Source organism: Flavobacterium johnsoniae (genome assembly GCF_001879205.1).
GTDB lineage: Bacteria > Bacteroidota > Bacteroidia > Flavobacteriales > Flavobacteriaceae > Flavobacterium > Flavobacterium johnsoniae_A.
In genome coordinates, this window is record NZ_MLFK01000011.1 from 174,180 (window position 1) to 200,350 (window position 26,171).

The 26,171-nt window shown below is 34.1% G+C and carries 13 protein-coding genes; 9 read left to right on the forward strand and 4 right to left on the reverse strand.

Features of this window, described 5'->3' with window-relative positions:
- Positions 1 to 134 precede the first annotated feature (134 nt).
- Positions 135 to 626 (reverse strand): hypothetical protein, encoded by a 492-nt coding sequence (locus BKM63_RS21505; RefSeq protein ID WP_123907107.1) that lies wholly within the window; start codon positions 624 to 626, stop codon positions 135 to 137.
- 335 nt (positions 627 to 961) lie between these two features.
- Here BKM63_RS21505 and BKM63_RS21510 point away from each other — a divergent pair, with 335 nt between their 5' ends.
- Entirely contained in the window at positions 962 to 2,539 is a 1,578-nt protein-coding gene (locus BKM63_RS21510) for a helix-turn-helix domain-containing protein (RefSeq protein ID WP_071638644.1), read from the forward strand.
- 205 nt (positions 2,540 to 2,744) lie between these two features.
- Here BKM63_RS21510 and BKM63_RS24005 read toward each other — a convergent pair whose 3' ends face one another.
- Positions 2,745 to 2,888, reverse strand: a complete 144-nt coding sequence (locus tag BKM63_RS24005) for a DDE-type integrase/transposase/recombinase (RefSeq protein WP_083572307.1) — start codon at positions 2,886 to 2,888, stop codon at positions 2,745 to 2,747.
- Positions 2,889 to 3,582: 694 nt separating this feature from the next.
- Here BKM63_RS24005 and bglX point away from each other — a divergent pair.
- From bglX to BKM63_RS21560, 8 genes are all read left to right on the forward strand, one after another.
- Entirely contained in the window at positions 3,583 to 5,874 is a 2,292-nt protein-coding gene (gene bglX, locus BKM63_RS21520) for a beta-glucosidase BglX (protein ID WP_071638645.1), read from the forward strand.
- A 216-nt stretch (positions 5,875 to 6,090) separates the two neighbouring features.
- Complete coding sequence (locus BKM63_RS21530; RefSeq protein WP_071638647.1) at positions 6,091 to 10,245, forward strand: two-component regulator propeller domain-containing protein; 4,155 nt, start codon at positions 6,091 to 6,093, stop codon at positions 10,243 to 10,245.
- A gap of 485 nt (positions 10,246 to 10,730) precedes the next feature.
- Positions 10,731 to 13,790: a SusC/RagA family TonB-linked outer membrane protein gene (locus BKM63_RS21535; RefSeq protein WP_242661211.1), complete on the forward strand. Its 3,060-nt coding sequence runs from the start codon at positions 10,731 to 10,733 to the stop codon at positions 13,788 to 13,790.
- A 60-nt stretch (positions 13,791 to 13,850) separates the two neighbouring features.
- The gene (locus tag BKM63_RS21540) at positions 13,851 to 15,374 is read left to right on the forward strand and encodes a RagB/SusD family nutrient uptake outer membrane protein (protein WP_071638649.1); all 1,524 of its coding nucleotides are present in this window, start codon (positions 13,851 to 13,853) and stop codon (positions 15,372 to 15,374) included.
- Between the two features lie 8 nt (positions 15,375 to 15,382).
- Positions 15,383 to 16,486 carry a hypothetical protein gene (locus BKM63_RS21545; RefSeq protein ID WP_071638650.1) on the forward strand — a complete coding sequence of 368 codons (1,104 nt, stop codon included), beginning with the start codon at positions 15,383 to 15,385 and terminating at the stop codon, positions 16,484 to 16,486.
- A gap of 136 nt (positions 16,487 to 16,622) precedes the next feature.
- The gene (locus tag BKM63_RS21550; protein WP_071638715.1) at positions 16,623 to 18,014 is read left to right on the forward strand and encodes an endo-1,4-beta-xylanase; all 1,392 of its coding nucleotides are present in this window, start codon (positions 16,623 to 16,625) and stop codon (positions 18,012 to 18,014) included.
- Between the two features lie 56 nt (positions 18,015 to 18,070).
- On the forward strand, positions 18,071 to 18,997 hold the full coding sequence (locus BKM63_RS21555; RefSeq protein ID WP_071638651.1) for a glycoside hydrolase family 16 protein: 927 nt from the start codon (positions 18,071 to 18,073) through the stop codon (positions 18,995 to 18,997).
- A gap of 456 nt (positions 18,998 to 19,453) precedes the next feature.
- Entirely contained in the window at positions 19,454 to 20,956 is a 1,503-nt protein-coding gene (locus BKM63_RS21560; protein WP_071638652.1) for an MFS transporter, read from the forward strand.
- A gap of 271 nt (positions 20,957 to 21,227) precedes the next feature.
- Here BKM63_RS21560 and BKM63_RS21565 read toward each other — a convergent pair whose 3' ends face one another.
- Entirely contained in the window at positions 21,228 to 22,721 is a 1,494-nt protein-coding gene (locus tag BKM63_RS21565) for a RagB/SusD family nutrient uptake outer membrane protein (RefSeq protein WP_071638653.1), read from the reverse strand.
- A gap of 13 nt (positions 22,722 to 22,734) precedes the next feature.
- A complete protein-coding gene (locus BKM63_RS21570) occupies positions 22,735 to 25,743 on the reverse strand; it encodes a SusC/RagA family TonB-linked outer membrane protein (RefSeq protein WP_071638654.1) in 3,009 nt (1,002 codons plus the stop codon).
- Positions 25,744 to 26,171: the final 428 nt, after the last annotated feature.

Below are 26,171 nucleotides of genomic sequence, written 5' to 3' on the forward strand. Positions count from 1 at the left end.
AGCAGTATTTATCTTAAAAAATAATCTAATACTATTTCTTCCTTTGACCAAGCATACAGATCATCGGTTGCTAAAAGCACACCTTAAGCATCACCACTTCCTCCACTACTCCCTAGAGCAGCTTTTAATGGAACTCATGTGCCTAATGCTGGAAAATTTGTTGTATTAATTGTTATTAGAGTCAAAATATTTGCGACATCATTATAACCAGCACCTTCAGCCCAGGTTTGAAAAGAACCATCAGCTGTTCTTAAAATTGTAGTATGAAAACTTGAAATAAAGTTATCGTATTCAATTGCAGCGGCATCATTATTAGAATCTGCCCCAAAGTTTTTCAAATTGATATTTGGGTATCCTACCGGAGGGGCACCCCATTGCTCATTTGATTTATGGCCAAATATGAAAAACAAACATAATAAATCATTAATACCCTTTTTAGAATTAGTGATTGCCCATCTTACTGAAGCATCGATGCTTCCAAAATCAATTTTATCACCAATTGAAATTACTTTATAGAATTGCTCCGCGTCAGTTCTGCTGCCATAATTTAGGTTATCAATTTTGTTTTGTGCGGCGGACACAAAATTCATAGCAAGTAAGATGAAAAGTGAAAAATACCTAGCCATAGTTTTATGCTTTAAATTATTTGTTTTTTATCAAACAGAGGTTATACTTTGAAGCAAAACTACTACAAAATAACCTTAACATTTCTTCAATACATGTGATAAATTCAGAAAAAAACACATCAAAAAAACAACCTTAAAACACTATAAACCAATACATTACACATAAAAAAAGCATGATTTAATGTTTATTTTATTCAGAAGTCATTTAAGAAGATTCTGACGATTAATTTTACAAGTTCAAAGTTTTAACTATTTTTAGAGCCAATAACTTACAATTGAATTTAAATCCAAACCAATATTGATTAAGCTAAAACCAACACTTATTTATCTTTACTATGAAGAAATTTCACTACCTGATTCTTTTATTCTTTTCTATTCAATTTATTTATTCACAAACCAATCTTTCTACAAAACAAGAGTTAGATAAACAATTTGAACAAATCAACAATCCTAGCTCTGACAAGGATCTTGAAAAATATGAGCTATTGATTGAGTCATCAAAAAAAATCGGTTATAAAGAGGGAATCGCAAAGGGAAAAATGGGAATTTTAAATATTCTCAATAAGCGACTCGATTATAAAAAAATGTTGGAGCTAATCAGTGAAATAGAATCACTAGAATTAAACGACAATAGCCAAATATCGACACTCTACATTTACAAGTTCTATGTAAATAGGGCACTTGGAATTCAGAAAGAAGAGTTTCAGAATTTAAAAGATGCACTACAATATGCCAAACAAATTAAAAATCCCGACGAAAGACATCTTCGAACCTCAGTTGCGTACAATATGTTCTCAATGTATTATGATTATAAGTCTCCCGACTCTTTAGTCTATTATTTGAAAAAACAATTGAAAGAGCTTGAACAGATAAGTGACAAAAACAAAAAATTAAAATCAAAAAAATATAACTCAATTGCTCTTAACAATATCAATATTGGAAATTTTTACTTAGGAGTAGTTAAACCGGCACGCTTGGACCTTGCAGAACACTATTACCTTAATGTCTATGAGTATAAAACTACAAAGCCAGATATTTTTGAAGCAAATGATATGCCTATACTATGTGGTACAGGCCGGTTTTATCTAGAAAAAGGAAATTATAAAAAAACAATTCTACTTGCAAATGAAGTTTTACAAAGAGAAAGGAATAAAAAAAACGCCACTTATAGACTATATGCATACCAACTTCTTGCTGACGCAAATGAAAAATTAAAAAATTCCCCGGAACAGGCAAAGTTTACATTATTATATGCAAAACTCGGAGACAGTATTAATAATACAGCTAAAAAAGAAGTTGGCAAAGAGTTTAACAGGCTTGTCACAAAAAGAGACAATGAATACTCATCTAATTTAAAAACTATATTTTTAATTTCAGGCACCATTATTTTGCTTCTAACTTTTATTTTATGGTTTTACTGGAAAAGAAAAAACAAAATAATACACCAAAAATATGAAAAGCTAATTGTTAGATTAAGGGATGAAAATAACTCGGAAAAATCTCTAAAAAACATCAAAGACGAAAATAGTAAATCTGTAACCAATATTACTGATGAAACATTAAAAAGCCTATTATTAAAAATTGAAAAATTCGAAAAGTCTGATAAATATTTAAAGAAAGAAATCAGTCTGACTTATCTAGCCAACAGTATTGGCACCAACACTAAATATCTTTCTGAAATTATAAAATTATACAAAGGAAAATCATATAACAATTACATCAACGGGCTACGAATTCAGTTTATTGTAAAGCAACTTTATTCGGATCCTAGAGTAAGAGAATATAAAATAAGTTACCTGGCAGACATGACCGGATTTTCCTCTCGAGAGGTATTTGCTATTGTATTTAAAAAAGAAACCGGCATTACACCTTCTTATTTTATCGAGAATCTGAGAAAAGCATCCGAAATATAACTTTTATTTCTTAAAAGTAATATCTCAATGACTGTCAAATCATAAAAATAATGGGTTTTGAAACCCCATTATTTTTATGGTTAATTTTAAAATTTATACAATCCCATTTTGGTCCTGTCGCATCTGTCAAAATCAAATATAAGAATTTAACAGTCAGCCCGCCGACTTACAGAATGATTTAAACATAGCTGCTCTGGTCTAAGCATCATTCCTTCTCAGCATAGGCTGAGCGCTCATTATTGGTTTTTCTGGTGAAAAGAAACTCTACAGTATTGCCTAATTTATCTACTGCTCTATATAAATAACACAAAATACCTTTTAATTTGATATAAGTCTCATCCCACTCCAGCCCGTCCCCACTCTACCTTTCTCTTCTTCATCTCTGCATCAAGCAAAGACTTAAACTTATAAAACCGGCGTCCGCAACATCTTGTAAATAAAGGCTTTAAAAATTAAAGATAAAGGAAATATGCGGGTTTAGGCCTAAGGTTCGAATCCTGCTCTCCCCACCAAAAAATTAGGACTTTTTATGCTCAAAATTCAAACTATTCGCATTCTATTTTGCGATATTTAAATTCACTATCTACAAGAGCTGAAACGTTTGGATTCGAAATTTTATAATCTCAAAAATCAGATCTTTTTAAAGAAATTCCGAAAAACTAATTCAGGAAACCTGCTCCAATTTACAATAAAGTTAGATTATCAACATCACTGAAGGTTGTATTTTAAGATTCAGAAAAGTAACGATAAAATTCCACTTTAGAAGTAAAAGTCAATGGGATGCCAATAAAAGATCTACATCGTAAATTATACCCTCATCATTCCCTCGCCTAAAGTTTCAAACCACATTTTCTTTGGTTTAAATGTCATAAATGCATCATTTGTATTACTTAATGCATCAAATTTACTACTATGATTGACAGTGTAAAACTACATTTACAATTTTATATTTTATTGATTTCATCTAAATAAACCTATAAAATCATTATTCAAATAAAAGAGAGAATTTAAACAACTTTACCATAAAACTAAAAACCACAATAATGAAAAAACAAATTAAAAGATATGCCTTTTTACTCTTAATCGTTTTTGGCAACGGTTATGCTCAAACCAAAAAACATATGGATACTAAAAAATCAATTGACGAGCGAATTACACTTTTGATGCAAGAAATGACATTAGAAGAAAAAGTAGGCCAAATGAATCAGTACAATGGTTTTTGGGATGTTACGGGACCAGCTCCAAAAGGCGGAAGCGCTCAATTAAAATACGAACATTTGCGAAAGGGCTTGGTGGGATCAATGCTTACTGTTCGAGGTGTTAAAGAAGTTCGCGCCGTGCAGAAAATCGCGGTAGAAGAAACACGTTTGGGAATTCCGCTCATTATTGGTTTTGATGTCATTCATGGCTATAAAACCTTAAGTCCAATTCCGCTGGCAGAAGCAGCAAGCTGGGATTTGGAAGCTATTAAAAAATCGGCAGCAATTGCGGCAGATGAGGCCTCCGCATCTGGTATAAACTGGACTTTTGCTCCCAATGTCGATGTTACAGATGATGCACGCTGGGGACGTGTGATGGAAGGTGCCGGTGAAGATCCTTATTTAGGAAGTAAAATAGGATATGCAAGAGTAAAAGGTTTTCAGGGAGAAACCATTGCCGATCTGGCTAAAGTAAATACGATTGCGGCTTGTGCAAAACACTTTGCAGCATACGGTTTTGTTGAAGCAGGATTAGAATATAATATGGTAGACATCAGTAATTCTAAATTATACAACTCGGTTTTGCCTCCTTTTAAGGCAACAATTGATGCAGGAATTCGCACGTTTATGAATTCATTCAATACTTTAAACGGTATTCCTGCAACGGGAAATGCATTTTTACAAAGAGATATCCTAAAAGGAAAATGGAATTTTGACGGATTTGTGGTTTCGGATTATGCTTCTATTCGCGAAATGATCGCGCACGGATATGCCACAGATGAAGCTGATGCTACTGCAAAAGCGGTAATTGCAGGTTCTGATATGGACATGGAATCGTATTTATATGTAGCCAAATTAGCTGCACTTGTAAAAGAAGGAAAAGTAAAAGAATCCCTTGTTGACGATGCTGTTCGCAGGATTTTGCGTGTAAAATTTGAATTGGGTTTATTTGACGATCCGTACCGATATTGCGACGAAAAGCGTGAAAAAGCAGTTATTGGAAGTAAAGCCAATAATGACGGCGTTTTGGATATGGCGAAAAAATCCATTGTATTGTTGAAGAATGATAAAAAATTGCTTCCTCTAAAGAAATCAGGACAAAAAATTGCTTTGATTGGCGCTTTGGCCAATGATAAAAACAGTCCGCTTGGAAGCTGGAGAATTGCAGCCGATGATAATACGGCTGTCTCTGTTCTCGAAGGAATGCAGCAATACAAAGACAATCAGCTCACTTTTGAAAAAGGCGCAGATTTACTTTCACAGAAAGCTACTTTCCTTACAGAAACAGTTTTCAATACAACTGATAAAAGCGGATTTGAAACGGCAAAAACAGCTGCAAAAAATGCCGATGTTGTGGTAATGGTTTTAGGTGAATATGGTTTTCAAAGCGGAGAAGCAAGAAGCAGAACCGATCTAAATTTACCGGGAGTTCAACAGGAATTATTAGAAGAAATCTACAAGGTAAATCCTAATATCGTTTTAGTTTTAAATAATGGACGTCCGTTGAGTATTCCATGGGCTGCGCAAAATGTTCCGGCAATTGTAGAAGCCTGGCATTTAGGAACTCAGGCCGGAAATGCGATTGCTCAGGTTTTATATGGAGACTACAACCCAAGCGGGAAACTGCCAATATCTTTCCCAAGAAATGTAGGTCAGGTTCCTATTTATTATAACAAATACAGTACAGGAAGACCAATTGACAGTGACAAAAATGTTTTTTGGTCACATTATATGGATGTCGAAAAAACACCTCAGTTTCCTTTTGGTTTTGGATTGAGTTACACCACTTTCGATTATAAAAATCTCAAAATAAATAAAACTGCTTTTTCAAAAGGAGAAAAAATTCAAGTAAGCGTTGACGTTACAAACACAGGAAATTTTGACGGAAAAGAAGTAGTACAATTATACCTAAATGATCCTGCAGCCAGTATAGTAAGACCTATTAAAGAACTAAAAGGATTTGAACTTGTTACTTTAAAAAAGGGAGAAACTAAAACAATCCAATTTACATTGACAGAGAAGGAACTTGGTTTTTATGACAATGAAGGCAAATATTTAGTAGAATCTGGTTTGTTCAATATCATGGTTGGCTGGAATTCTAATGAAGGGCTTACCACCAAATTTGAATTAAAATAATTAGAAAGAACTTCATAATTCTTTGTCTAAAGACAATGTCTTAAACAATCTAATAACCTGGGTACGATTAGTTAATAATCGCACTCAGGTTTTTGGCAATATGATAAAATTTACACTTAAAAAGTATATTTCATATTTAGTTTTATTAATATTGTTTTTATTAGACTTAAAAACAAAAGGAAACTTTCTGTGGGAATTGATCAATAATACTATTAAATGAAAAATATTAAATATATTCTTGTATGCTTCTTTATAGGTCTAAATTGCCTGTTTTCTCAAGATAAATTTGACAACTACCAATTTAGAAGTATAGAGGAAACTACTTCAAAAAGAGCCATTTCTTCAATTATTCAAGATAAAAATGGCTTTATTTGGATAGGTACAAACGGCAAGGGTTTATATCGATATGATGGAGTAAACTATTTTGGATATGAATACAATAAAAAGCCGGGCTCACTAAACAGCAATTTTATTTATGCAACTTTTATTGATTCTGATAATAATTTATGGGTTGGCACCGATGACGGTTTATGCTTGTACAATAGAGATTTAGACAATTTTACCAAAATCAATATAGAAGATGTTATTAGAATTGGTTATGACGAACCCATTACCGTAAAAACAATTATCCAGGATAATAATGGCAATTTAATTCTGGGTACTTATGGTTTTGGATTATTCAAACTCAATATAAAAACTTTAAAAACTACTCTGATTTCGTCAAAGGTTTTGGAGAAATTTAATTTTCTAATAAAATCTTCAGTAAAAAATAAACACGGAATCATTTATTTAGGAACGAGTTATGGGCTTTTAGAACTTGATTTAAACGGAAAACTTAAGCAGGTTTATAAAGACAAATTTAAAAGAGAACCTTTAGTAGAGGATATCGAAAATCTTGTTATAGATAAATATGGATATATATGGCTGGGAACAACTGAAAAAGGTCTGATAAAAATTAAACCCGAAACAGATAATTACCAATTTGAAAATTATTCTATTACCAAAAACAAAATCTTATCAATTATCGAAAGCAGTCAGGACTACATAATTTGCGGTACTGAAAATGACGGGTTATTGGTGGTAAATTACAAAGGGCAAGTCCTCCAAAAATATTTGCATAGCAAGTACAATGACTTTAGTTTAAAATCTAATTCGGTTTGGTCCTTATATGAAGATAAAGAAAAACGACTTTGGTTAGGCTATTTTAATAAAGGACTTGGTGTATTTGACAAACCCAATAACAAATTCAATTCCCTTGAATCACAAGTAAACAACAATAATTCACTACAAACCAGCTACGTAACTTCTGTTATAAAAGATAAAAAAGGAAACCTGTTAATCAGTAATGAAGGCGGAGGTCTCGATATTTATAATCTTACCAATAAAAGTTACATTCACGTAAACCAAAACAATCAAAGCTATTATTCGGGTTTGGATGCAGCTGATATTCAGACCATATTTATAGACAGTAAACAAAATATCTGGATAGGAAGCTGGGATCGCGGCATTTACTTTTTGAAAAATGGCACTACCCGATTCATAAACTACAACACAGCAAATACTGCAGGATTAAAATCGAACCGGATTTTTAGTTTTTCGGAAGATTCAAAAGGCCGAATCTGGATTGGAACTTTTATAAAAGGACTGCATTATTATGATAACAAGAGCAACACATTTATTCATTGTAACTCAAAATCATTTACAAAAAACGCTTTAGACAACGCTTTCATTCGCAAAGTTTTTGTAGATTCTGATAATGTTCTATGGGTAGGAACAATTTTAGGGTTATATCAGGTAAGTTTAAAAGACGACTCTGATTTTAAAGTCACCAATATGCGTGATGCCATGTTCAAAGACAAAACCAAGTACAATAGTATTCAGACTATTTTATCGATTTACGAATCTAATGATAAAACGATATGGATAGGAACAGATGGTGAAGGATTATTTAATTACAATAAAAAAGACAAGAAATTTTCTAACTATAATAACTTTCCGGGTTTTAATGAAAAATCTGTCCGTGCCATAATTTCTGACAACAATGGTTCTTTATGGATAAGCGGCGGATCGGGATTAACTAAACTTGATTTCAAAAATAAAAAAAGCACCAATTTTAATAAAGATGATGGTCTTGTTGATAACGATTTCAGCAATAATGCTGTATTTAAAGATGGAAATGGAGAATTGTATTTTGGCAGTTATGAAGGAGTAAATTATTTTAATCCTAACGAGATCAAAAAAACAGAGAAGGCGCCAAAATTGTATTTCAGCGATTTCAAATTGTTTAATAAATCTGTAAAACCAAATGAAGATGCGTCGCCGTTAAGCAAAGTAATTGCGCAGACTAAAGAAATTATTCTGAACTACACACAATCTGTTTTTACGATTGAATATGTGGGAATTAATTATAATTATTCCAAAAAAAACCAATATGCCTATTATCTGCAAGGCTTTGAAAAAGATTGGAACTATGTAGGGAATAACAGAACCGCAACTTATACCAATCTGGCACCGGGCGATTATGTTTTTAAAGTAAAATCGGCAAATGCAGATGGTTCCTGGAGCAATACGCCATTAGAATTAAAAATAAAAATTCTTCCTCCGTGGTGGAAAACATTGTGGGCTTATTTATTGTACACTTCTATTTTGGTTTTCCTGATTATATATCTGAATAAAATTTATCAAAACCGTTTCAAGGCCAAACAAGCCATAATTCTAGAAAAAGAAAAAAACATTCAGTCAGAGAAATTAAACCGCAAGAAGTTACAATTCTTCACTAATATTTCGCACGAATTCAGAACTCCATTAACGTTGATTATTAATCCTTTGGAAGATATTTTAAGAAGCAAAAATTTATCTCCGGAAATACATAATAAATTAAAAATCGTACACAAAAGTTCGGATAGGCTTTCGAGACTAATCAATGAGCTTATGGATTTTAATAAATTAGAGTTTAACAAAATTTTCCTTCAGGCCAAAAAAATCGAGGTCGTAGCATTTACACAAGGAATCATTGGCTATTTTGATGAAGAAGCTGCGGCCAGAAACATCAAAATTAATTTTGAGTCTGCGTTTGATGAGCTTGAAGACTGGCTGGACTCTAAAATGCTGGAAAAAATACTCTTTAATATTATTTCAAACGCATTTAAATTTACTCCCGATAATGGTTCTATTACCATTGCTATAGACAAATCAAATACTGATAATTCATTGTTAATTAAAGGTAATAGCGTTCCTTCTTTTTCGATCACAATTACTGATACCGGTTCGGGAATTCACAAAAAAGATTTAAAAAGAATATTCGACCGCTTTTATCAGGTTAATAATGTAAACAAAGATTATTACGGCAGTACAGGAATTGGTTTAGAGGTTGTCAAAGAATTTGTTGAGCTTCATAAAGGAAGAATTGATGTTGAAAGTCAGATAGGACAAGGCACAAAATTTACGGTAACCTTTCCTTTAGGGAAATCTTTGTATAAGAAAAGCGAAATGATCGACGAGGTTTTTAAAACAGAAAAAGCTAAAAACCAATTTCTGTCTGAATCTGTTAATCATTCTTTCGATGACGATGATGACACGGATCAAACTCCGGAAAATACTGCTGCCGAAACTGCAAAACCCTACACTGTTTTAATTGTTGAGGACAATCCCGAATTAAGAAATTATCTCAAGCAGGAACTAAGCAAATTATATAAGGTTATTGCGGCCGAAAATGGTCAGAAAGGTTATGAACTTGCGGTTCAGAAATTACCTGATTTGATCATTACAGACGTTATTATGCCTGTAATGGATGGATTGCAATTGTGTAAAAACATAAAAGGCGATTTAAAAACCAGCCATATTCCTTTATTAATGCTCTCGGCAAAAGCAATGGTAAAAGACCGATTGGAAGGGATAGATTCCGGCGCTGATATGTATTTAAGCAAACCGTTTGAATTGGATATTCTAAAATCGAGTCTGGCACAGCTTATTACAAGCAGGCAAATCATGTTCAAAAAGTTTTATAGCGGCATCACAAAAGATGGCAAAGAAAAAACGACATCACTTGATAATGATTTCATGCAAAAGATTCTTGCATTTATTAATGAAAACATTAGTGAACCTGAATTAACCGTAGAGTTATTGTCTTCTAAAATTTTCCTGAGCAGAAGTCAGCTGTATCGAAAAATAAAAACTTTAACAGGCGTTTCAGTGAATGAGTTTATTAGAAATGTTCGATTAGAAAAAGCAAAACAACTCATCGAGAAAGGAAATAATAATATCAACGAAATTAGCTATAAAGTAGGTTTTACTTCTCCCTCCTATTTCTCCAAGTGTTATAAAATTAAATACGGACATTTGCCTACACATGAAAAAAGGACAAAAGAATAAAGCAATAAAAATAATTGCTTAAATATAAAATGCTATTAAAAGAGCTTCGATTTTAAAGTCGAAGCTCTTTTTTTATCAGTCAATTTTCTCCAAAAAAAGACAATTTTAAGCCTTTATAAAAATCCATATATAAAAAATATTATCTCTTTTTTTAAACATACAATATATTTTAACCAAAAATTTTAGCAATACCTCAAGCAGCTTTTTCTTGTTTAAGTCTCTTTTTCAATGATTTCAGGGTGTCAGATGTTTTTTTTGCATCATTTGTTGCAGAAAATGCTTCATCTGTTCTACAATAGCGCCCCACTACATTTTACTTTCGTTAAGAAATATTTAAGAAAAAGTTTTCTTCTCTTAACTCCGGTTTTGAAGCATGCAAAAAGCCCTTTCTATTAAATATTTTCCAATAAAAAACTAACTAACTTAATTAACCAATTTTTATGCAGAAAAGAACATTAAAAAAACTATTGTGCTTAATAGTATGTATGTGGGGAAATTTTTTCTTTGCTCAAACTGTTAAAGGAAAAGTAACATCAGGAGGACTCGGCTTACCAGGTGTTAGTGTAATAGTAGAAGGAACAAAAAATGCAGCTACCACCGATTTTGACGGAGGTTTTATCTTAAACAATGTAGATCCAAAAAGTACACTGATCTTTAGTTATATCGGTTACAAAAATGTATCTGTGCCGGCAGATACAAAATCAGTGATGAAAATCAATATGGTTAATGACCTTGAAAAATTAAATGAAGTAGTCGTGATTGGTTACGGAACTTCAAAAAGAAAAGATGTAAACGGAGCTATTTCTTCCATCAAAGCTTCGGAGATTCAGGATAAGCCTTTTACTTCTATCGATCAGGCACTTGTGGGTAAAGCTGCGGGTGTAAATGTGACTCAAAATTCCGGTACACCAGGAGGAGGAATTTCGGTACAAATTAGGGGAATTACTTCTATTAACGGAAATGAACCTTTGTATGTAATTGACGGAACTCCTGTCTTTGCAGACAAAAACAATGATTCATTTTCATTCAGCGCATTAGGCGGAGGAAACGGACAAACTAAAAACTCGGCTTTATCAGGATTGAATATTTCAGATATTGAAACTATTGACATCTTAAAAGATGCTTCATCAACGGCAATATATGGTGCAAATGGCGCGAATGGTGTTGTTTTGATTACCACTAAAAAAGGGAAAAAAGGAAAATCGACATTTACGTATGAAACGTATATGGGAACGCAGCAAGTAACAAATTCAGTTGATGTTTTAAACCTGCCTCAATATGCGGCTTATCAGGCTAAAATTTTCAAACTAAATGGTGAACCGGTTCCGTATCAATATCAAAAACCTGATTTATTAGGAAATGGAACAAACTGGCAGGACGAACTTTTTAGAACTGCTGCGATGTACAACCATCAAATATCATTTTCAGGTGAAAAAGAAGGAACAAGATATTATACCTCTCTGAATTATTTTAATCAGGAAGGAATTGTTTTAAACTCCGATTTCAACAGAATGTCTATGCGATTAAACATAGATTCAACTGTAAAATCATGGCTGAAAATTGGTAACAATATGTCAATCAGTAAATCATCTCAGCAAGTAGTGCGAAACGATGACAGAGGTGGTTTAGTAATGAATACTTTAAGACAATCTCCGGAATTACCGGTTAGATATGCTGATGGTTCTTATGCCGGTCCTACAAGTGGTTTAGGTTCTTCGGCAAATGAGGCGACGAATCCTATTGCTTTATCAGAATACAACAACGCAAAAACAGATCGATATAAAGTCAATGGAAATGTATTTGCTGATTTCACTCTTACCAAAGGTTTGGTTTTTAGAACGGAATTGGGATATGATTTAAATTTTGCAAAAAGCAGCTCTTTTGCACCTGCCTATACTTTAGGCAACGTGTCTGAACTTTTAAACAAATCATTCAAACAGCAGGATCAAAGCTTTTATTGGAGTTTAAAAAACTATTTAACTTATAATAAAACCTTTAACGAGAAACACAATTTTACCTTCTTGTTAGGTCAGGAAGCGCAGGAAAGTCAATACGAATATCTAAGCGGCTACAGATCTGGTGATTTCCTAAGTAAAGATTTTACCAACTTAAATATTGGCGACATAGATACTGCAGTTAACGGAAACGGTTCTGGCAGATGGTCTATGACTTCTTATATTTCGAGATTAAATTATAGTTTTTCTGATCGCTATTCATTTTCGGCGTCTCTAAGAGCCGATGCATCTTCGAACTTTGGACCTAATAATAAATGGGGTTATTTCCCTTCATTTGCTGCAGGCTGGACGGTTAGTAACGAAAAGTTTTTTGAGCCATTATCTTCTACAGTAAATTATTTGAAATTTAGAGCAGGTTACGGTTCTGTTGGAAATCAAAATATTCCGGCAAACAGATACCAAACCATTCTTTCCCTGACTGCATCTCCATTTGGAGGCGTATCTCCAACAATTGATAATTTAGGAAATCCAAATATTAAATGGGAATCTCTTAAGTCTTTTGATGTTGGCTTTGAATTAGGAATGCTTAATAACAGAGTAAAATTAGACTTTGATTATTATGTGAAACATTCTTCTAATTTCCTGACCAAACAAATCAATGACGAATCGAATCAAAGTGCACTTAATTATTATTTGAATACGGGTGAAATTGAAACTAAAGGGGTCGAACTTACCCTGAATACCAGAAATATTATTACAGAAAACTTTACATGGGACAGTACCATTATTTTTTCAAAATACAACAATGAACTAACCAGTTTTCAAGGTGCGGGGAAATCTTTGTTAGGACAAGTACAATTCGACTTATACAACGTGACCAGAACTACAGAAGGTGAGCCTGTTGGACAATTCTACGGATATGTTACGGACGGATTATTCAAAAATGCGGCAGAATTAGCGGCAGGACCAACTCAGGAAACAGGAACAGGAATTGGTGATATTCGTTTTAAAGATCTTAATGGTGACGGAAAAATTGATGCTAAAGATCAAAAAGCTATCGGAAGCGCAATTCCGGATTTTACCTATTCATTTACCAATAATTTTAAATATAAAAACCTTAGTTTATCTATTGTTTTAACCGGAAGTCAGGGCAACGAAATCTACAATTTTACACGTCATTATACTGATGGAATTTATCCCGGATTTGGAGATCGATTTGCAAACGTGAGCACAAGAGCCATAAATACTTTTGAGCCTGGAGTAAACGAAAACACAAATGAACCAAGAATTACCCTTAATGATCCAAATGGGAATGGAAGAATCTCAAACAGATTTGTTGAAGACGGTTCTTACTTAAGAATCCAGAATGTTTCTTTGAGTTACGATTTACCAAGGGATATATTCAAAAATTCAATTATATCTAAAGTGAGATTGTATGTCAATGTTCAAAACTTATATACCTGGACAAAATACTCCGGTTTTGATCCTGCTTTAGGAAATTTAGATCAAAATATAACGCTTAGCGGTATTGATTTAGGACGATATCCAGTGCCAAGAACTACTTCTATGGGTTTAAATTTAGAATTCTAAAATTGATAAAAACACAATTAACTTAATGATTCATAGTCATTAAAATAAAAAATAATAGTCATGAAAAAACTTTTTAAACTTTTTATGATGGGAATGCTAATACCATTGCTGTCTTTGTTTTCCTGTTCTGATGATTTTTTGGATGCACCATCTGAAAATCAATTAACGCCGGGCGATTTACCCGAAGGAGTTACTGCTTTTGACGGAATCGCTGAGAGTTTATATTTTAAGCCCTGGTTTACTTTTAATGATAAATTCCTGATTGCCGTTGGAGATATGTATGCCGGCAACGCTTTTACGTTTGATGGCGCTTATGCACAATTTAAAGATGCTCAGGTAACCTCACAAAACCCAATCCTGACAGAAGGATACACTTCTTTATTTTCGGTTATCGATCAATCCAATAATTTAATGAGTTTAGTCGAAGACAGAAAAAGCGAATTGCCTGAAGCCTCTTATAAAAATGCCATCGCAATTTCAAGATTTATGAGAGCCAATGCCTATTTCTATTTGGTAAGAAGTTTTGGAGCGGTACCAATTATTAATAAAGCAGGAACGGCTGCTCAGCCAAAAAGAAATCTTGTTACAGATGTTTACAAATTCATAAAACAAGATTTAGAATATGCTATCGAAAATCTGCCTGCAGCTTCGGTAAAAAAAGGATATGTTACCAAATTTGCCGCAATGGGAATTCTTGCAAAAGTGCATTTAACATTAAACGAATACCCTGAATGTGCTGCATTAACCCAGAAAATTATCGGAAATCAATATACTTTGATTTCTGATTACGGAAACCTATTCAGCAGTCCGGAGAATAACAATAGCGCCGAAAGTATGTTTGCCCTGCAATGGAAAGCTGTTGCTACAGAATGGGGAACACAAAATACAAATCAGGCTTATATAGTTCCGGGAGGCACAGGAATTACTGGCGGTGGAGATGGCTGGGGAGTTTACCTGCCTTCTATTTCCCTGCAAAGCGGCTTTGAACCAAATGATACCAGAAAAAAGAGCACAATCATGACAGATGGTGACTTTTATCCTGAGTTATTAAAAAATCAGGGAGGCTTCAGATATAAAAAAATATACTCTTCTACGGCTGCCAATTTCAGAAAATACATTGTAGGTTCTGCTGCCGAAAGAAACGATGTGTTTTTTATGAGAACGTCACAAAATACAATTATACTAAGATATTCTGATGTTTTATTAATGAATTCTGAGGCGCTTTTAGCAGGAGCCGGTTCAACAACTTCTGCAGCTGCTTTAAGTTCTTTCAATGAAGTAAGAGCCAGAGCCGGATTACCAGCCAAAACAGTACTTACAAGAGACGATTTATTCAACGAAAGAAGAATTGAATTTGCACTTGAAGGGCAATATTTCTTTGATTTAAAACGTCGTGGTCTGGCAGAAGCAACAGCCATTATTTCGCAGCAAGAAGTTGGTTTTTATTCTGATGATGCCAGAACCGAATTGGTTTCGAGAAAGATCACTCCGGGAAGCAATTATTTTGAATTGCCATTACCGCAATCTGCTATTGATACTAATCCATCATTATTAGAGCCTCCGGTTCCTTTTAACTTTAACTAACCTTTACTATGATTAAGAAAATAACATATAGAATTATAATTCTTTTGGCAGTGGCGTCTTTTACAGCTTGCCAAAATGACGATGCGGCTAGTGCAAATATAGATGCAATGGTTGCGGAACCGGGAGATCTATTGAATCAGGCTTTTCCATTGAATAAAGTCAGAGTTGAAGGTGAAGGTTTAAAAGGATTAAAAAGAATTACGCTGGATAACAAAATTGATATCAGTTTCAATCCAAACCATAATTCAGATAAAGCGTTTATTTTTACCATTCCCTTTGATGAAAAACTGGGAAGCCGATTTGGTGTACAGCCTATTACCTTTGTAACAGCATCAGGTTCGGTTACCAAAAATATTGAGATTTTACAGCCTGTTCCAACAATTACAAAAACAACTCCGGCTGTTGCAACTCCGGGATTTCCATTGGAAATAGAAGGAACATGGTTTTATAATGTTTCTTCGATCACATTAGGAGGAAAAACACTGAGTTATACGCTAAAATCGTCTTCTTCCATTATCATCGGTTTACCTTCAGATGCCGTTTCAGGATCAGAGCTGGTAGTTACGACTCCGGGAGGTGCTGCAAAAAAGACAATCAATTTTGCGACCGTAGTTCTTGTGTCTGATTTTGACGGAAACGGCTCCAGACGTGATTGGAGTGCTTATGGGGATATAGATAGTTTTAACGCTAATACTCCAGGCGGTGCAACAGGTAATTATGCAACATTAGTCTGGGCTGGTTCTACAGCTAATGGTTATAACGGAAGCAGTGCCGGAGGTGGAGCTGGTTTCTTAAGTGCTTCAAATAATGATGCTTCAAAAACTTTCATAGATATTGATGTAAGTGCCAATGTTGTGGGTGCTCAATTTGCAATTCAGTTAAATACTATTGATGGCGTGAACTACGGCTACAATTTTAAAGTAACCGATGTAAACTGGACTACAAAAACCATATTATTAAGTGACTTTAAAGATAACTACGGATTTGGTTCGAATACAGCTGCAACATTAGATCCCTCTAAAATCAACGAAATTAAAGTCGGAATTGCTCAGGGAGATACACCAAACCCAAGTGCAATAAAATTTGATAATATTAAAATTCGCTACCAATAATTACAGGTCTTGTGTTTTAATCTTTAAAATTAAAAAAGAGGTTGTGACCAAAAAACAACCTCTTTTACAACTAAAAACAGAAACTATAAATAAGAGTATTCAAATCACAAAAGGATATTCTATAATAAAAAACAGTATGAAAATTAAATTTTTACTAATGCTGACTGGTATCTTGTTCTTTTTGAATTCTTGTTCAAAAGATGACAATATAACGGCTAATACTTTAGAAATACCTGTTGCAAACGCACCAAAAGACGTGAATGATGCAGGGTTTAGAGCAAAATGGATGTACGTTTCCCATGCAAAAAGCTATCTTCTGGATGTTTCAACAAGCGAGAATTTCTCCACTTTTGTTCCAAATTACAATGCAAAAGAAGTTACAGATCTAAACGAAGTGGTCGCAGGTTTAAACGGAGGTACACAATATTATTACAGAGTCAGAGCAAAAAATGAGACCGAGACTTCTGGTTACTCAAATGTTATTAGTGTTGTAACTACGGGTTCGAGCAACATTCCTGAAGACCCAACATTTTTAAAAGTAAAAGCAAATAAACTAGCTAATCCATTTTTTGTGGGTATGGCAGTAAAAGCTTCTCAATTAACTACCGGAAGTCCTTATGATGTTATTTTGAAAAATGAATTCAGCAGTATTTCTGCCGAATACGAAATGAAAATGGATCAAATTTCTACTGCAAGCGGTGTTTACAACTGGACTACAGCTGATAAAATTGTGGCTTACGGAAATTCCAATGGTATCAACGTTCACGGTCATGCTTTGGTTTGGCATAATTCCGTGCCACAATGGTTAAAAGATTTTTCTGGTACCGATGCCGAATTTAAAGCAGAAGTAAAAAAATACATTACGGATGTAGTTACCCATTATGCAGGGAAAGTAAAATCGTGGGACGTAGTTAATGAAGCAGTAGATGACAATGGCGGAGCCATGAGAAATACAATTTTTCTTCAGCGAATGGGTGCTAACTATGTAAAGGATTGTTTTCAATGGGCAAGAGATGCCGCAAAAGCAGCTGGTGACAACTCTTTATTATTATTTTATAATGATTATGCAACCTCAACGAATATTCCAAAACAAGATAAAGTTTTTAGCATTGTAGATGATTTAAAAACAAGCAATCTTATTGATGGTCTTGGTTTTCAGATGCATAATAATTACTTAAGCCCAACAAAAGCTCAAATCCAGACTGATTTTAACAAAGCAACTGCAAAAGGCCTGAAAATCCATGTTTCGGAATTGGATATACAGGTAAATCAGTCCAATGACATTTCAACTTTCACAAATGAAAGAAGACTGGCTCAAAAAGAAAAATACAAAGAAATTGTGCAGCTCTATAATGCACTTCCTGCAGCCAATAAATATGCCTTAACAATTTGGGGAATGAAGGATAATGAATCCTGGATTCCTTTTAGTACAGAACTAAACCACCCTGGAAATGACTGGCCTTTATTGTACGATTCAAATTTTGCAGTTAAAAGCTCTCATACAGGATTTCTGGAAGGCTTAGATTAAATTTTTTAAAACTATAATACTTTACTTCAACTATTAATAAACCAAAAAATTAAATTATGAAAAAATTAAATTTGTTAGCATTAACAGTTACATGTGTATTAGGTTTAGGATTTACTTCCTGCGGAGATGACGTAACCCCAGCAGCAAAAGACCAATCTGCAAATGCGGGTACAAAAACCAGTACAAGCAAAGCAGCCAGTGCGCCGTGGGTCAAACAATTTGAAGATACTTTTGATGTAGGTTCCAATCTGTCGCAATGGACAAAGGAGCAGCGAGCCGATTATAATTCGTGGTATTGCGACTATGCCAGTTCAGTGCCAACAACGCAATGGAGAGACGGAAAACAATGTTTGGAAATCAAGACTACAAAATTGAGCACGTACAAATATCAATCCGGTTTTATTTCTTCTAATTACCAATATAAGCCTGAAAATAATACAGAATATATGCTTTCTGCCAATATTAAATTAGTAGCGATGGATGGCGGAACTTACAAGTCATTCACACAAACTTATGGTGCCTGGCCGGCCTTCTGGTCTGTACAGCAAAATGGCTGGCCAACCAAAGGGGAAATTGATATCATGGAAGGTTATTCTTTTGCCCCAAATTCAAGCCGCTTTACGTCAAATCTTTTTTATGGAACTTCCAGCGGAGCAAACCAATTAGGAAATTCTGCAGAAAGAAACTATCCGGGGAATTTTGATATTAACGGAAATGGCGGATGGCATTTATATGAATCCTTTTGGAAAATGAAAGACAATGTAGTAACAGTAACTATAAAGGTGGATAATGTAACGGTCTCAACTTATACAAACGGTAGTGCAGGCAATCTTAACTTAAATAATTTCGGGCCGCATTCGATTATATTTAATCTAAATGTTGGATCAAAAGATTCCAATTTTATAGACCCTAATAAAATCAATTTGTTTTCGACTGTAATGATGTGGGTAGATGATGTAACGGTTTACAAAAGACCAATTTAATTTATATTAAAATTGATTTTATTTTCGTTAACAGGCTCAAGTCTTGTTACGGCTGCAACGACAAAAGCTTCAGAGAAATCTGGAGCTTTTTTTCTTTAAGCGAACGTAAAAAGGTATAGTATTCATTAGAGACCCCCTTAACAAGCTAATTTGATGGAAAATGCGGATTATTTTACAGCAATTTATAACTAATTGTAATAATCTACTTAACTATATATCAAACTAAGTAGAAACATAAAAAAACAAAAGCTTCTTTTAAGACAAGAAAACTTCTCTTCACAGTAATTGAAACAAAAATGATGCTTCAAATATGTTATTAATAGCTTAAAAATTGACAATCTTTATTTCAACTTTCCAGCTATTTTTACCTTTAGTATTTTTATTAAAAACAGGAAGCTAAAAGAAGTATCCGCTTTTTGATAAAAAATTTCAATCAAATAATTCTCAATAAGCACAATGTTAAAAAGCAAAGAAAAAACAGCAGGTATATTTAGGAGTAATACATCGCAAAAGCTTTCTATAATAGAAAAAACAGGTTATGGCTTAGGTGATTTTGCCGCGAACCTAATTTTTCAGACTCTGCTGACTTTCCTTGCTTTCTTTTACACCGATGTTTATAAAATTCCTGCCGGCACAGCAAGTATCATTATCTTTACCGGTGGTTTTATCGGAGCCTTTTTTAATATTATTATGGGGATAATTGCTGACCGAACCCAAACCAAATGGGGGAAATTCAGGCCATGGATATTATGGACGGCCCTGCCTTTTGGAATTGCTGCTGTTCTCTCTTTTTTAACTCCAAACTTTAGCCAGAACGGCAAAATAATTTATGCTTTGCTGACTTACTTTTTTCTGGTGCTGATTTATTCAGCAAACAATTTGCCTTATGTTGCTTTAAGCGGTGTTTTAACAGGCGACATGAAGGAAAGAAACAGTCTTTCCTCCTATCGTTTTGTAGCGGTAATGATTGCCCAGTTTATAATTCAATCACTTTTATTGCCATTTGTTTCCATACTGGGACATGGCGATAAAGCAGTTGGATTTCAAAATACTATGATCTTATTTGCTATTACGGGGATTATTTGTTTGTTAATCACTTTTTTTACTACAAAGGAAAGAATTATACCCGCAAAGAATCAGGAATCTTCCATTAAACAGGATTTTATTGATTTGTCGAAAAACAAGCCCTGGCTGGTTATGCTGCTGGTTACCGTTTTGGTATTTATCACCTTGTCTTTAAAAGGAGGGATGTATGTTTTCTATTTTAAATATTATTTAGATCCTGTTGCACAAACTATTTTTTTGAATGATATTGGTTTTACTGCATTTATTGACCATTTGAATAGTTCGTTGACATCTATGGGATTTGTCAGTTTCCAATGGCCAAAAGATGCTCCTACTTCAGCTTTTAGTCTTTTCAATGCCGGAGGTATTATTTTTATGATTTTTGGAATTATGTTTTCAAAACTTCTTGCAGATTCCTTTGGTAAAAGAAACATTTATATCACTTTTATTTTTTTATCCGCTCTTAGTCTGCTCCTATTTAATTTTTATAATAGAACAGCTATTGCAATGGTTTTTTTAACCCAATTACTACATGGGTTTATTTACGGGATAACAATTCCTTTATTGTGGACTATGATTGCTGATGTGGCTGATTACAGTGAATGGATAAACAACCGAAGAGCGACTGCTACTGTTTTTTCGGTAATGATTTTTGGGCTAAAAATAGGGATAAGCATTGGCGGGGCATTAGGTGCTGCTTTTTTATCTAAATATGGTTACGTAGCCGAAGAAGTCAATCAAATACCGGCAGCTGTAGAAGGAATTAAACTTTCGGTAAGTATTTATCCTGGCTTTATATTTATTATTAGTGCAGTCTTGTTGTGTTTTTACAGTATAGATAAAAAAATGGAAATTCAGATTGAAACAGATTTAAAGCAAAGAAGAGAATATTGAGGATTTTTGATTTTAGACTTTAGATTTTAGGTTTTAGATTTTTGATTGCAGACTTTTGATTGCAGACTTTTGATTGTAGACTTTTGATTGTAGACTTTTGATTGTAGATTGTAGATTTTAAACTTTGGAATTTAGACTTTGGAATTTATACTCTAGAATGACTTGTCAAAAAGAAAGTGATTCTGTACTTACTAAAACAACAAACAGCGCATTAAAATGCGCTGTTTGCCAAATTACTAACTTAACTCAAACTACCAAAAATTTAATTTTTTTAGTAACCAGGATTATTATCACTTGGTTTTATATTAGGATTAGAAGATGTTTCTCTATTTGGTATCGGCCATAACTCGTTCTTACCAGCCTGAAAACCAGTACCAGCCAATTCAGTACTCGCGTTACCCCATCTCATAATATCATCAAAACGGCTTTGCTCGCCGGCAAACTCTACTTTGCGCTCATGCACAATAGCTGCGAAAACTGCATCTTTTGTGGGTGCAATGGAAGTTGTTAAACCTGCACGATCTCTCACTTCTTTAATATAGGCAATGGCCGCTGTTTGTGAACCTCCTGCTCTTTGATTTTCACATTCTGCTTTCATAAGCAATACATCTGCATAACGCATAACTTTGAAGTTAATACTTGAGCGTGTCGCTTCATCTTCTCTTTCGTAATAGTTTTGATATTTTTTCCAGCCCGCTCTTCTAATACCTGCAGAGGTAGTAAAATTACTTGCCAGCATTACCTTGGTTCCTTTCAAATAGGTTGAGCCTGGTACATAAAAAGTATCTCCAAAACGTAAATCTCCTGCTTCATACGAATCTAACAGATCGTCTGACGGATACACATTGTACCAGCTTAGGTTCCCATATTCCTGTCCTCTAAGTGTAGACTCTTCAAAACCAGTTCCCTCGCTGTCACCAACAGCTCCCCATTGATCACCTGTTCCATTTTTCTCGTCAAACTCAATCTCAAAAATTGACTCTTTACCGTGTTCTGTCTCTGCCATAAAGTTGTTGTAAAAACTGCCCTTATCTTCAAGGCTGAATCCTGTAACATTATTCAATGCCGCCAACGCTTCATCGTATTTTTTTTCATATAACAATACTTTTCCCAGATAGGCATAAGCAGCTTCTTTATTAGCTCTTCCCGCCACTTCTGTTCCTCTTGGTAAAAGATTTTTAGACGCAAATACAAGATCTTCTTCTATCAAGGCATAAACTTCTGCCTTAGGACTTCTAGCATTGCCAATAATAGTGCCTGTTTTGTAAATTGGTAAATCTCCAAATCGTTTCACTAACAGAAAATAATAATAGGCTCTTAAAAAATGAGCTTCTCCTAAATATTTGTTCTTTTTCTCTTGTGAAAAATCCGAACTGGGAAGAGCATTTATTTTCGCCTCATTATCCAGTACAAAATTAGCTCTGGATATCCCTTTATAACAGGATTCCCAATAATATTGAATAATATCATTTCCTGCATTAAAAGAAAAATCCTGAAAAGGTTTTTTGTTTCCTTCTAACTGCGGGTTTCCTAAAGCATCCTGAGCCATAAGATCCATAGCAAAAGAAAAATTTCTGCCATAAAGCCCTCTTGTCTGCAGATTTGCATAAGATGCATTTACAGATGACTGCACCTGTGCTTCATTTATAAAAAAGGTTTCTGGTGCTAAAGTGTTAGGATTAGTTAATTCTAATTCACCAGAGTCACATGAAGTTATAGTTAAAACTCCTGTCAGAACTATAAGTATATATTTTATTTTTCTCATTTTCTTTTATATATTAAAATGTAACATCAAGTCCAAAAATCACAGATTTTGGCTGTGGATATCTTCCTAAATCAATACCAGCAGAATTTGCATTGGCGTCTGCACGTGCGATCTCAGGGTCTAAACCGCTATATTTTGTAACTGTAATTAAGTTTTGCCCGCTTACATAGAATCTTATTTTTGAAAAATAAGCCTTAAATGCATCTCCGGAAAAGGTGTATCCTATGGCTATATTTTTTAGTCTTGTATACGATCCATCTTCAACATAGCGCTGATTTGCAGAAGACCAGTTGATATCTGCCCCCTGTGCTCTTGGCAGACTAGCAGATGGATTTGTGACAACGCCATTTACAACAATTGCTCTGTCTAATACATCAGTACTTGCATTAAACAAACGATTCATTCCTTTTAGGTCAAAAGTATTTGCATTGAAAATATCATTCCCCTGAACTCCTGATATAAAGCAGTTAAAATCGAAATTTTTGTAAGCTGCAGTAAGGTTTAAACCGTAAGTAAAATCCGGATATGGATTCCCGATATTTGTTTTGTCATTAGAATTAATTATTTTATTACCATCGCGGTCAACAATTTTAATATCTCCTGGCTGGATCGTGGTTTGACCTGGTCCGAAAACAGCATCTACTTCTGCCTGATTTTGATAAATTCCATTGGTTTGATATCCATAAAAATAGAATAACGGCTGACCTACTTCCAGTCTGGAAAAGTTTTCAAGACCAGCTCTGGCCGCCGGACCACCTAATACACTAGTTACTCCTGGCGCTAAGCCGGTTACTTCGTTTTTACTTGTTCCTAAATTAGCTACAGCAGACCATGTAAAATCTCCTTTTCTGTCATTATAACCTAATGATATTTCAAATCCGCTTACTTTCACATCGGCAACATTTTGAATTTGAGTTCCACCACCCGCAGATCCTACAGAAGCAGGAAGGGGCACTGCAAAAAGAATATCACTGCTTTTATTGTTGAAATATTCTAAAGATGCCGTGAATTTATCGTCAAACAAACCAAAATCCAAACCTATATTTCTATCTGTTTTAGACTCCCATTTCAAGTTAGGATTAGAAGCAACTCCCATAGAAACACCTTGTGCATTTCCACCATTAATTGGATAATTATAAGTAGTAAGTAATGTAGCGGCGTACTGATAATTGTCTATTCTGTCATTTCCTGTTGTACCGGTACTGGCTCTAAGTTTCAATGTGCTGAAAATAGAATTTTCCATAAAACTTTCTTTAGCTATATTCCACCCTGCGGCAACTGAGTAGAAGTTACCCCAGCGGTTATTGGCTCCAAAACGAGATGAAGCGTCTCTACGTCCTGAAACGGCAAGTATGTATTTATCATTATAATCATAATTGATACGGGCGATGTAACCAATATTTTTTTCTACATAATTGGCAGAAGTTAAACTTCCTTCATTATATCTTAACTGATCAATTTCATCCGAAATACTGTAACGGCTTCCTGCTGCTAAAGTTTGCGATTTTCCATCAATTTTAGTAATAACTCCTAATACTTCAAGATTATGTTTTCCTGCAATTGTAGTTTTATAAGTTAAGCTGTTATCAAAAACAATAGTCTGACCTTGTCCATTTGTTTCATTTGTTGTAGAAAATGCTTGTTTATGATAAGAACCATCTTGAAAACTAGGCACAAAAGTGTGATCCTTACTTGTATAATAATCTAGGGAAACTTGTGATCTGAATTTTAAGCCTTTGAAAATTTCTAATTCGGCGTAGATATTCCCTATTATAGATAAATTATTAATTTTTTGATATCCCAAATTTGCTACACGTACCGGATTTTCGGCATCATTGCCGTCAATTGCGCTGGGACCTTGATATCCTCCTAAATTATTTGCATTGTAGATAGGAAAATAAGGCGCCATTTTAATAGCATGCTCTAATAAAGTTCTACCTCCTGCACTACGTTCTGGATTAATTGTACCAAAAGATACACCGATATTGCTTCCTACTTTAAGTTTTCCAATATCCTGTGTATTATTAGCTCTAAAAGAATAACGTTCAAAACCAGTGTTAATAATAGCACCTTCTTGTTTCATATATTCGGCAGAATAACGACTTGTTGAAGTCTCAGTACCATTTGAAAAACTAAGATTATAATCCTGCATCAAACCAGTTTGAAAAATCTGGTCTTGCCAGTTGGTATTTATATTTCCGAATTCAGCAGCTCTTGCTGTTAAATCACTTCCTAAATCTTTGGCATATTGCAGATATTGCTGTGTATTTAATACATCATATCTTTTTGTAACCGCCTGTCCACCTACATAAGTACTAAAACTTAGTTGCCCGGGACCTTTTTTACCTTTTTTAGTAGTAACCACAATTACCCCGTTAAAAGCTTTTGAACCATATAAAGCAGTAGTAGAGGCATCCTTTAAAACCGACATACTCTCAATATCATTAGGACTTAAACCTGAGAGGTTACCTGTTAAAACTCCATCAATTACATACAATGGAGCACTGTTTCCCATTGTGGATAAACCACGAATACTAACAGTAGGATTTGAACCCGGCGCACCATTTACAACAGTAACACCTGCCGCACGTCCTTGCAAAGCAGACTCAGCATTAGTTATAGGCACAGCGGCAATATCTTTTGAACCTACTGTTGAGATTGCTCCGGTAACCTTAGCTCTTTTTTGAGTACCATAAGCTACCACAACTTCGTTTAAGTTTTGTGTGGATAATGCTAATACAACATCAATTGTACTTCTTGTACCGACAGTTATGGTTTGCGAAATCAAACCTACATAAGAATACGTTATTTTGTCTGTCGGGCTAACGTCTTTAAGGGTGTATTTACCATCAAAATCTGTTGATGCGCTATTTTTTGAACCTTCTACATTAACACTGGCACCAGGCAAAGGAAATCCTGATGGATCGGTAATTACCCCCTGTACCGTCTTTGATTGTGCAATCAGATTCTGACTGCCAATTATTAGCAATGTAATTATTGCAATTCTGAATTTTAAAATCATTTTTAGTGGTTTTTTGATTAGTTTAAATAGTTGTTTGGTTGTAAAGCTTATTTATTGTTTTGATTATGATATTAGCTTATAAGCTATTTTCGATCCTTTTAAATTGACTAAAAAAAGGCTGACAATAAATAATTTTGGTTTTCATTTCATACTGTAATTTTTTAAAAATGTTAATACTTACTTGTTAAATTGTTTGATTTTCTTTGAATCCAAAAATATAAGGTTAACATACATTTCATCTATTAAAAATGTTGCAAAAACTATCAAATTTGTAGCACGAAACCTTCAAAAAACGCATAATCATCTATTTATCAAATATTTAAATACAAAGCGCCCAAATAAGGCATTCCTAATATTGTTATCTTTTTTTTGAGTATGAAATAAAAAAATATAGGTTTTATAGTTTTTCAATAATTATTTAAAAATGA

Coding starts and splice junctions, on each gene's coding strand:
- BKM63_RS21510 (WP_071638644.1), top strand. CDS start 962: ATGAAGAAATTTCACTACCTGATTCTTTTATTCTTTTCTATTCAATTT.
- BKM63_RS21565 (WP_071638653.1), bottom strand. CDS start 22,721: ATGAGAAAAATAAAATATATACTTATAGTTCTGACAGGAGTTTTAACT.
- BKM63_RS21555 (WP_071638651.1), top strand. CDS start 18,071: ATGAAAAAATTAAATTTGTTAGCATTAACAGTTACATGTGTATTAGGT.
- BKM63_RS21560 (WP_071638652.1), top strand. CDS start 19,454: ATGTTAAAAAGCAAAGAAAAAACAGCAGGTATATTTAGGAGTAATACA.
- BKM63_RS21545 (WP_071638650.1), top strand. CDS start 15,383: ATGATTAAGAAAATAACATATAGAATTATAATTCTTTTGGCAGTGGCG.
- BKM63_RS21570 (WP_071638654.1), bottom strand. CDS start 25,743: ATGATTTTAAAATTCAGAATTGCAATAATTACATTGCTAATAATTGGC.
- bglX (WP_071638645.1), top strand. CDS start 3,583: ATGAAAAAACAAATTAAAAGATATGCCTTTTTACTCTTAATCGTTTTT.
- BKM63_RS21505 (WP_123907107.1), bottom strand. CDS start 626: ATGGCTAGGTATTTTTCACTTTTCATCTTACTTGCTATGAATTTTGTG.
- BKM63_RS21550 (WP_071638715.1), top strand. CDS start 16,623: ATGAAAATTAAATTTTTACTAATGCTGACTGGTATCTTGTTCTTTTTG.
- BKM63_RS21540 (WP_071638649.1), top strand. CDS start 13,851: ATGAAAAAACTTTTTAAACTTTTTATGATGGGAATGCTAATACCATTG.
- BKM63_RS21535 (WP_242661211.1), top strand. CDS start 10,731: ATGTGGGGAAATTTTTTCTTTGCTCAAACTGTTAAAGGAAAAGTAACA.
- BKM63_RS21530 (WP_071638647.1), top strand. CDS start 6,091: ATGAAAAATATTAAATATATTCTTGTATGCTTCTTTATAGGTCTAAAT.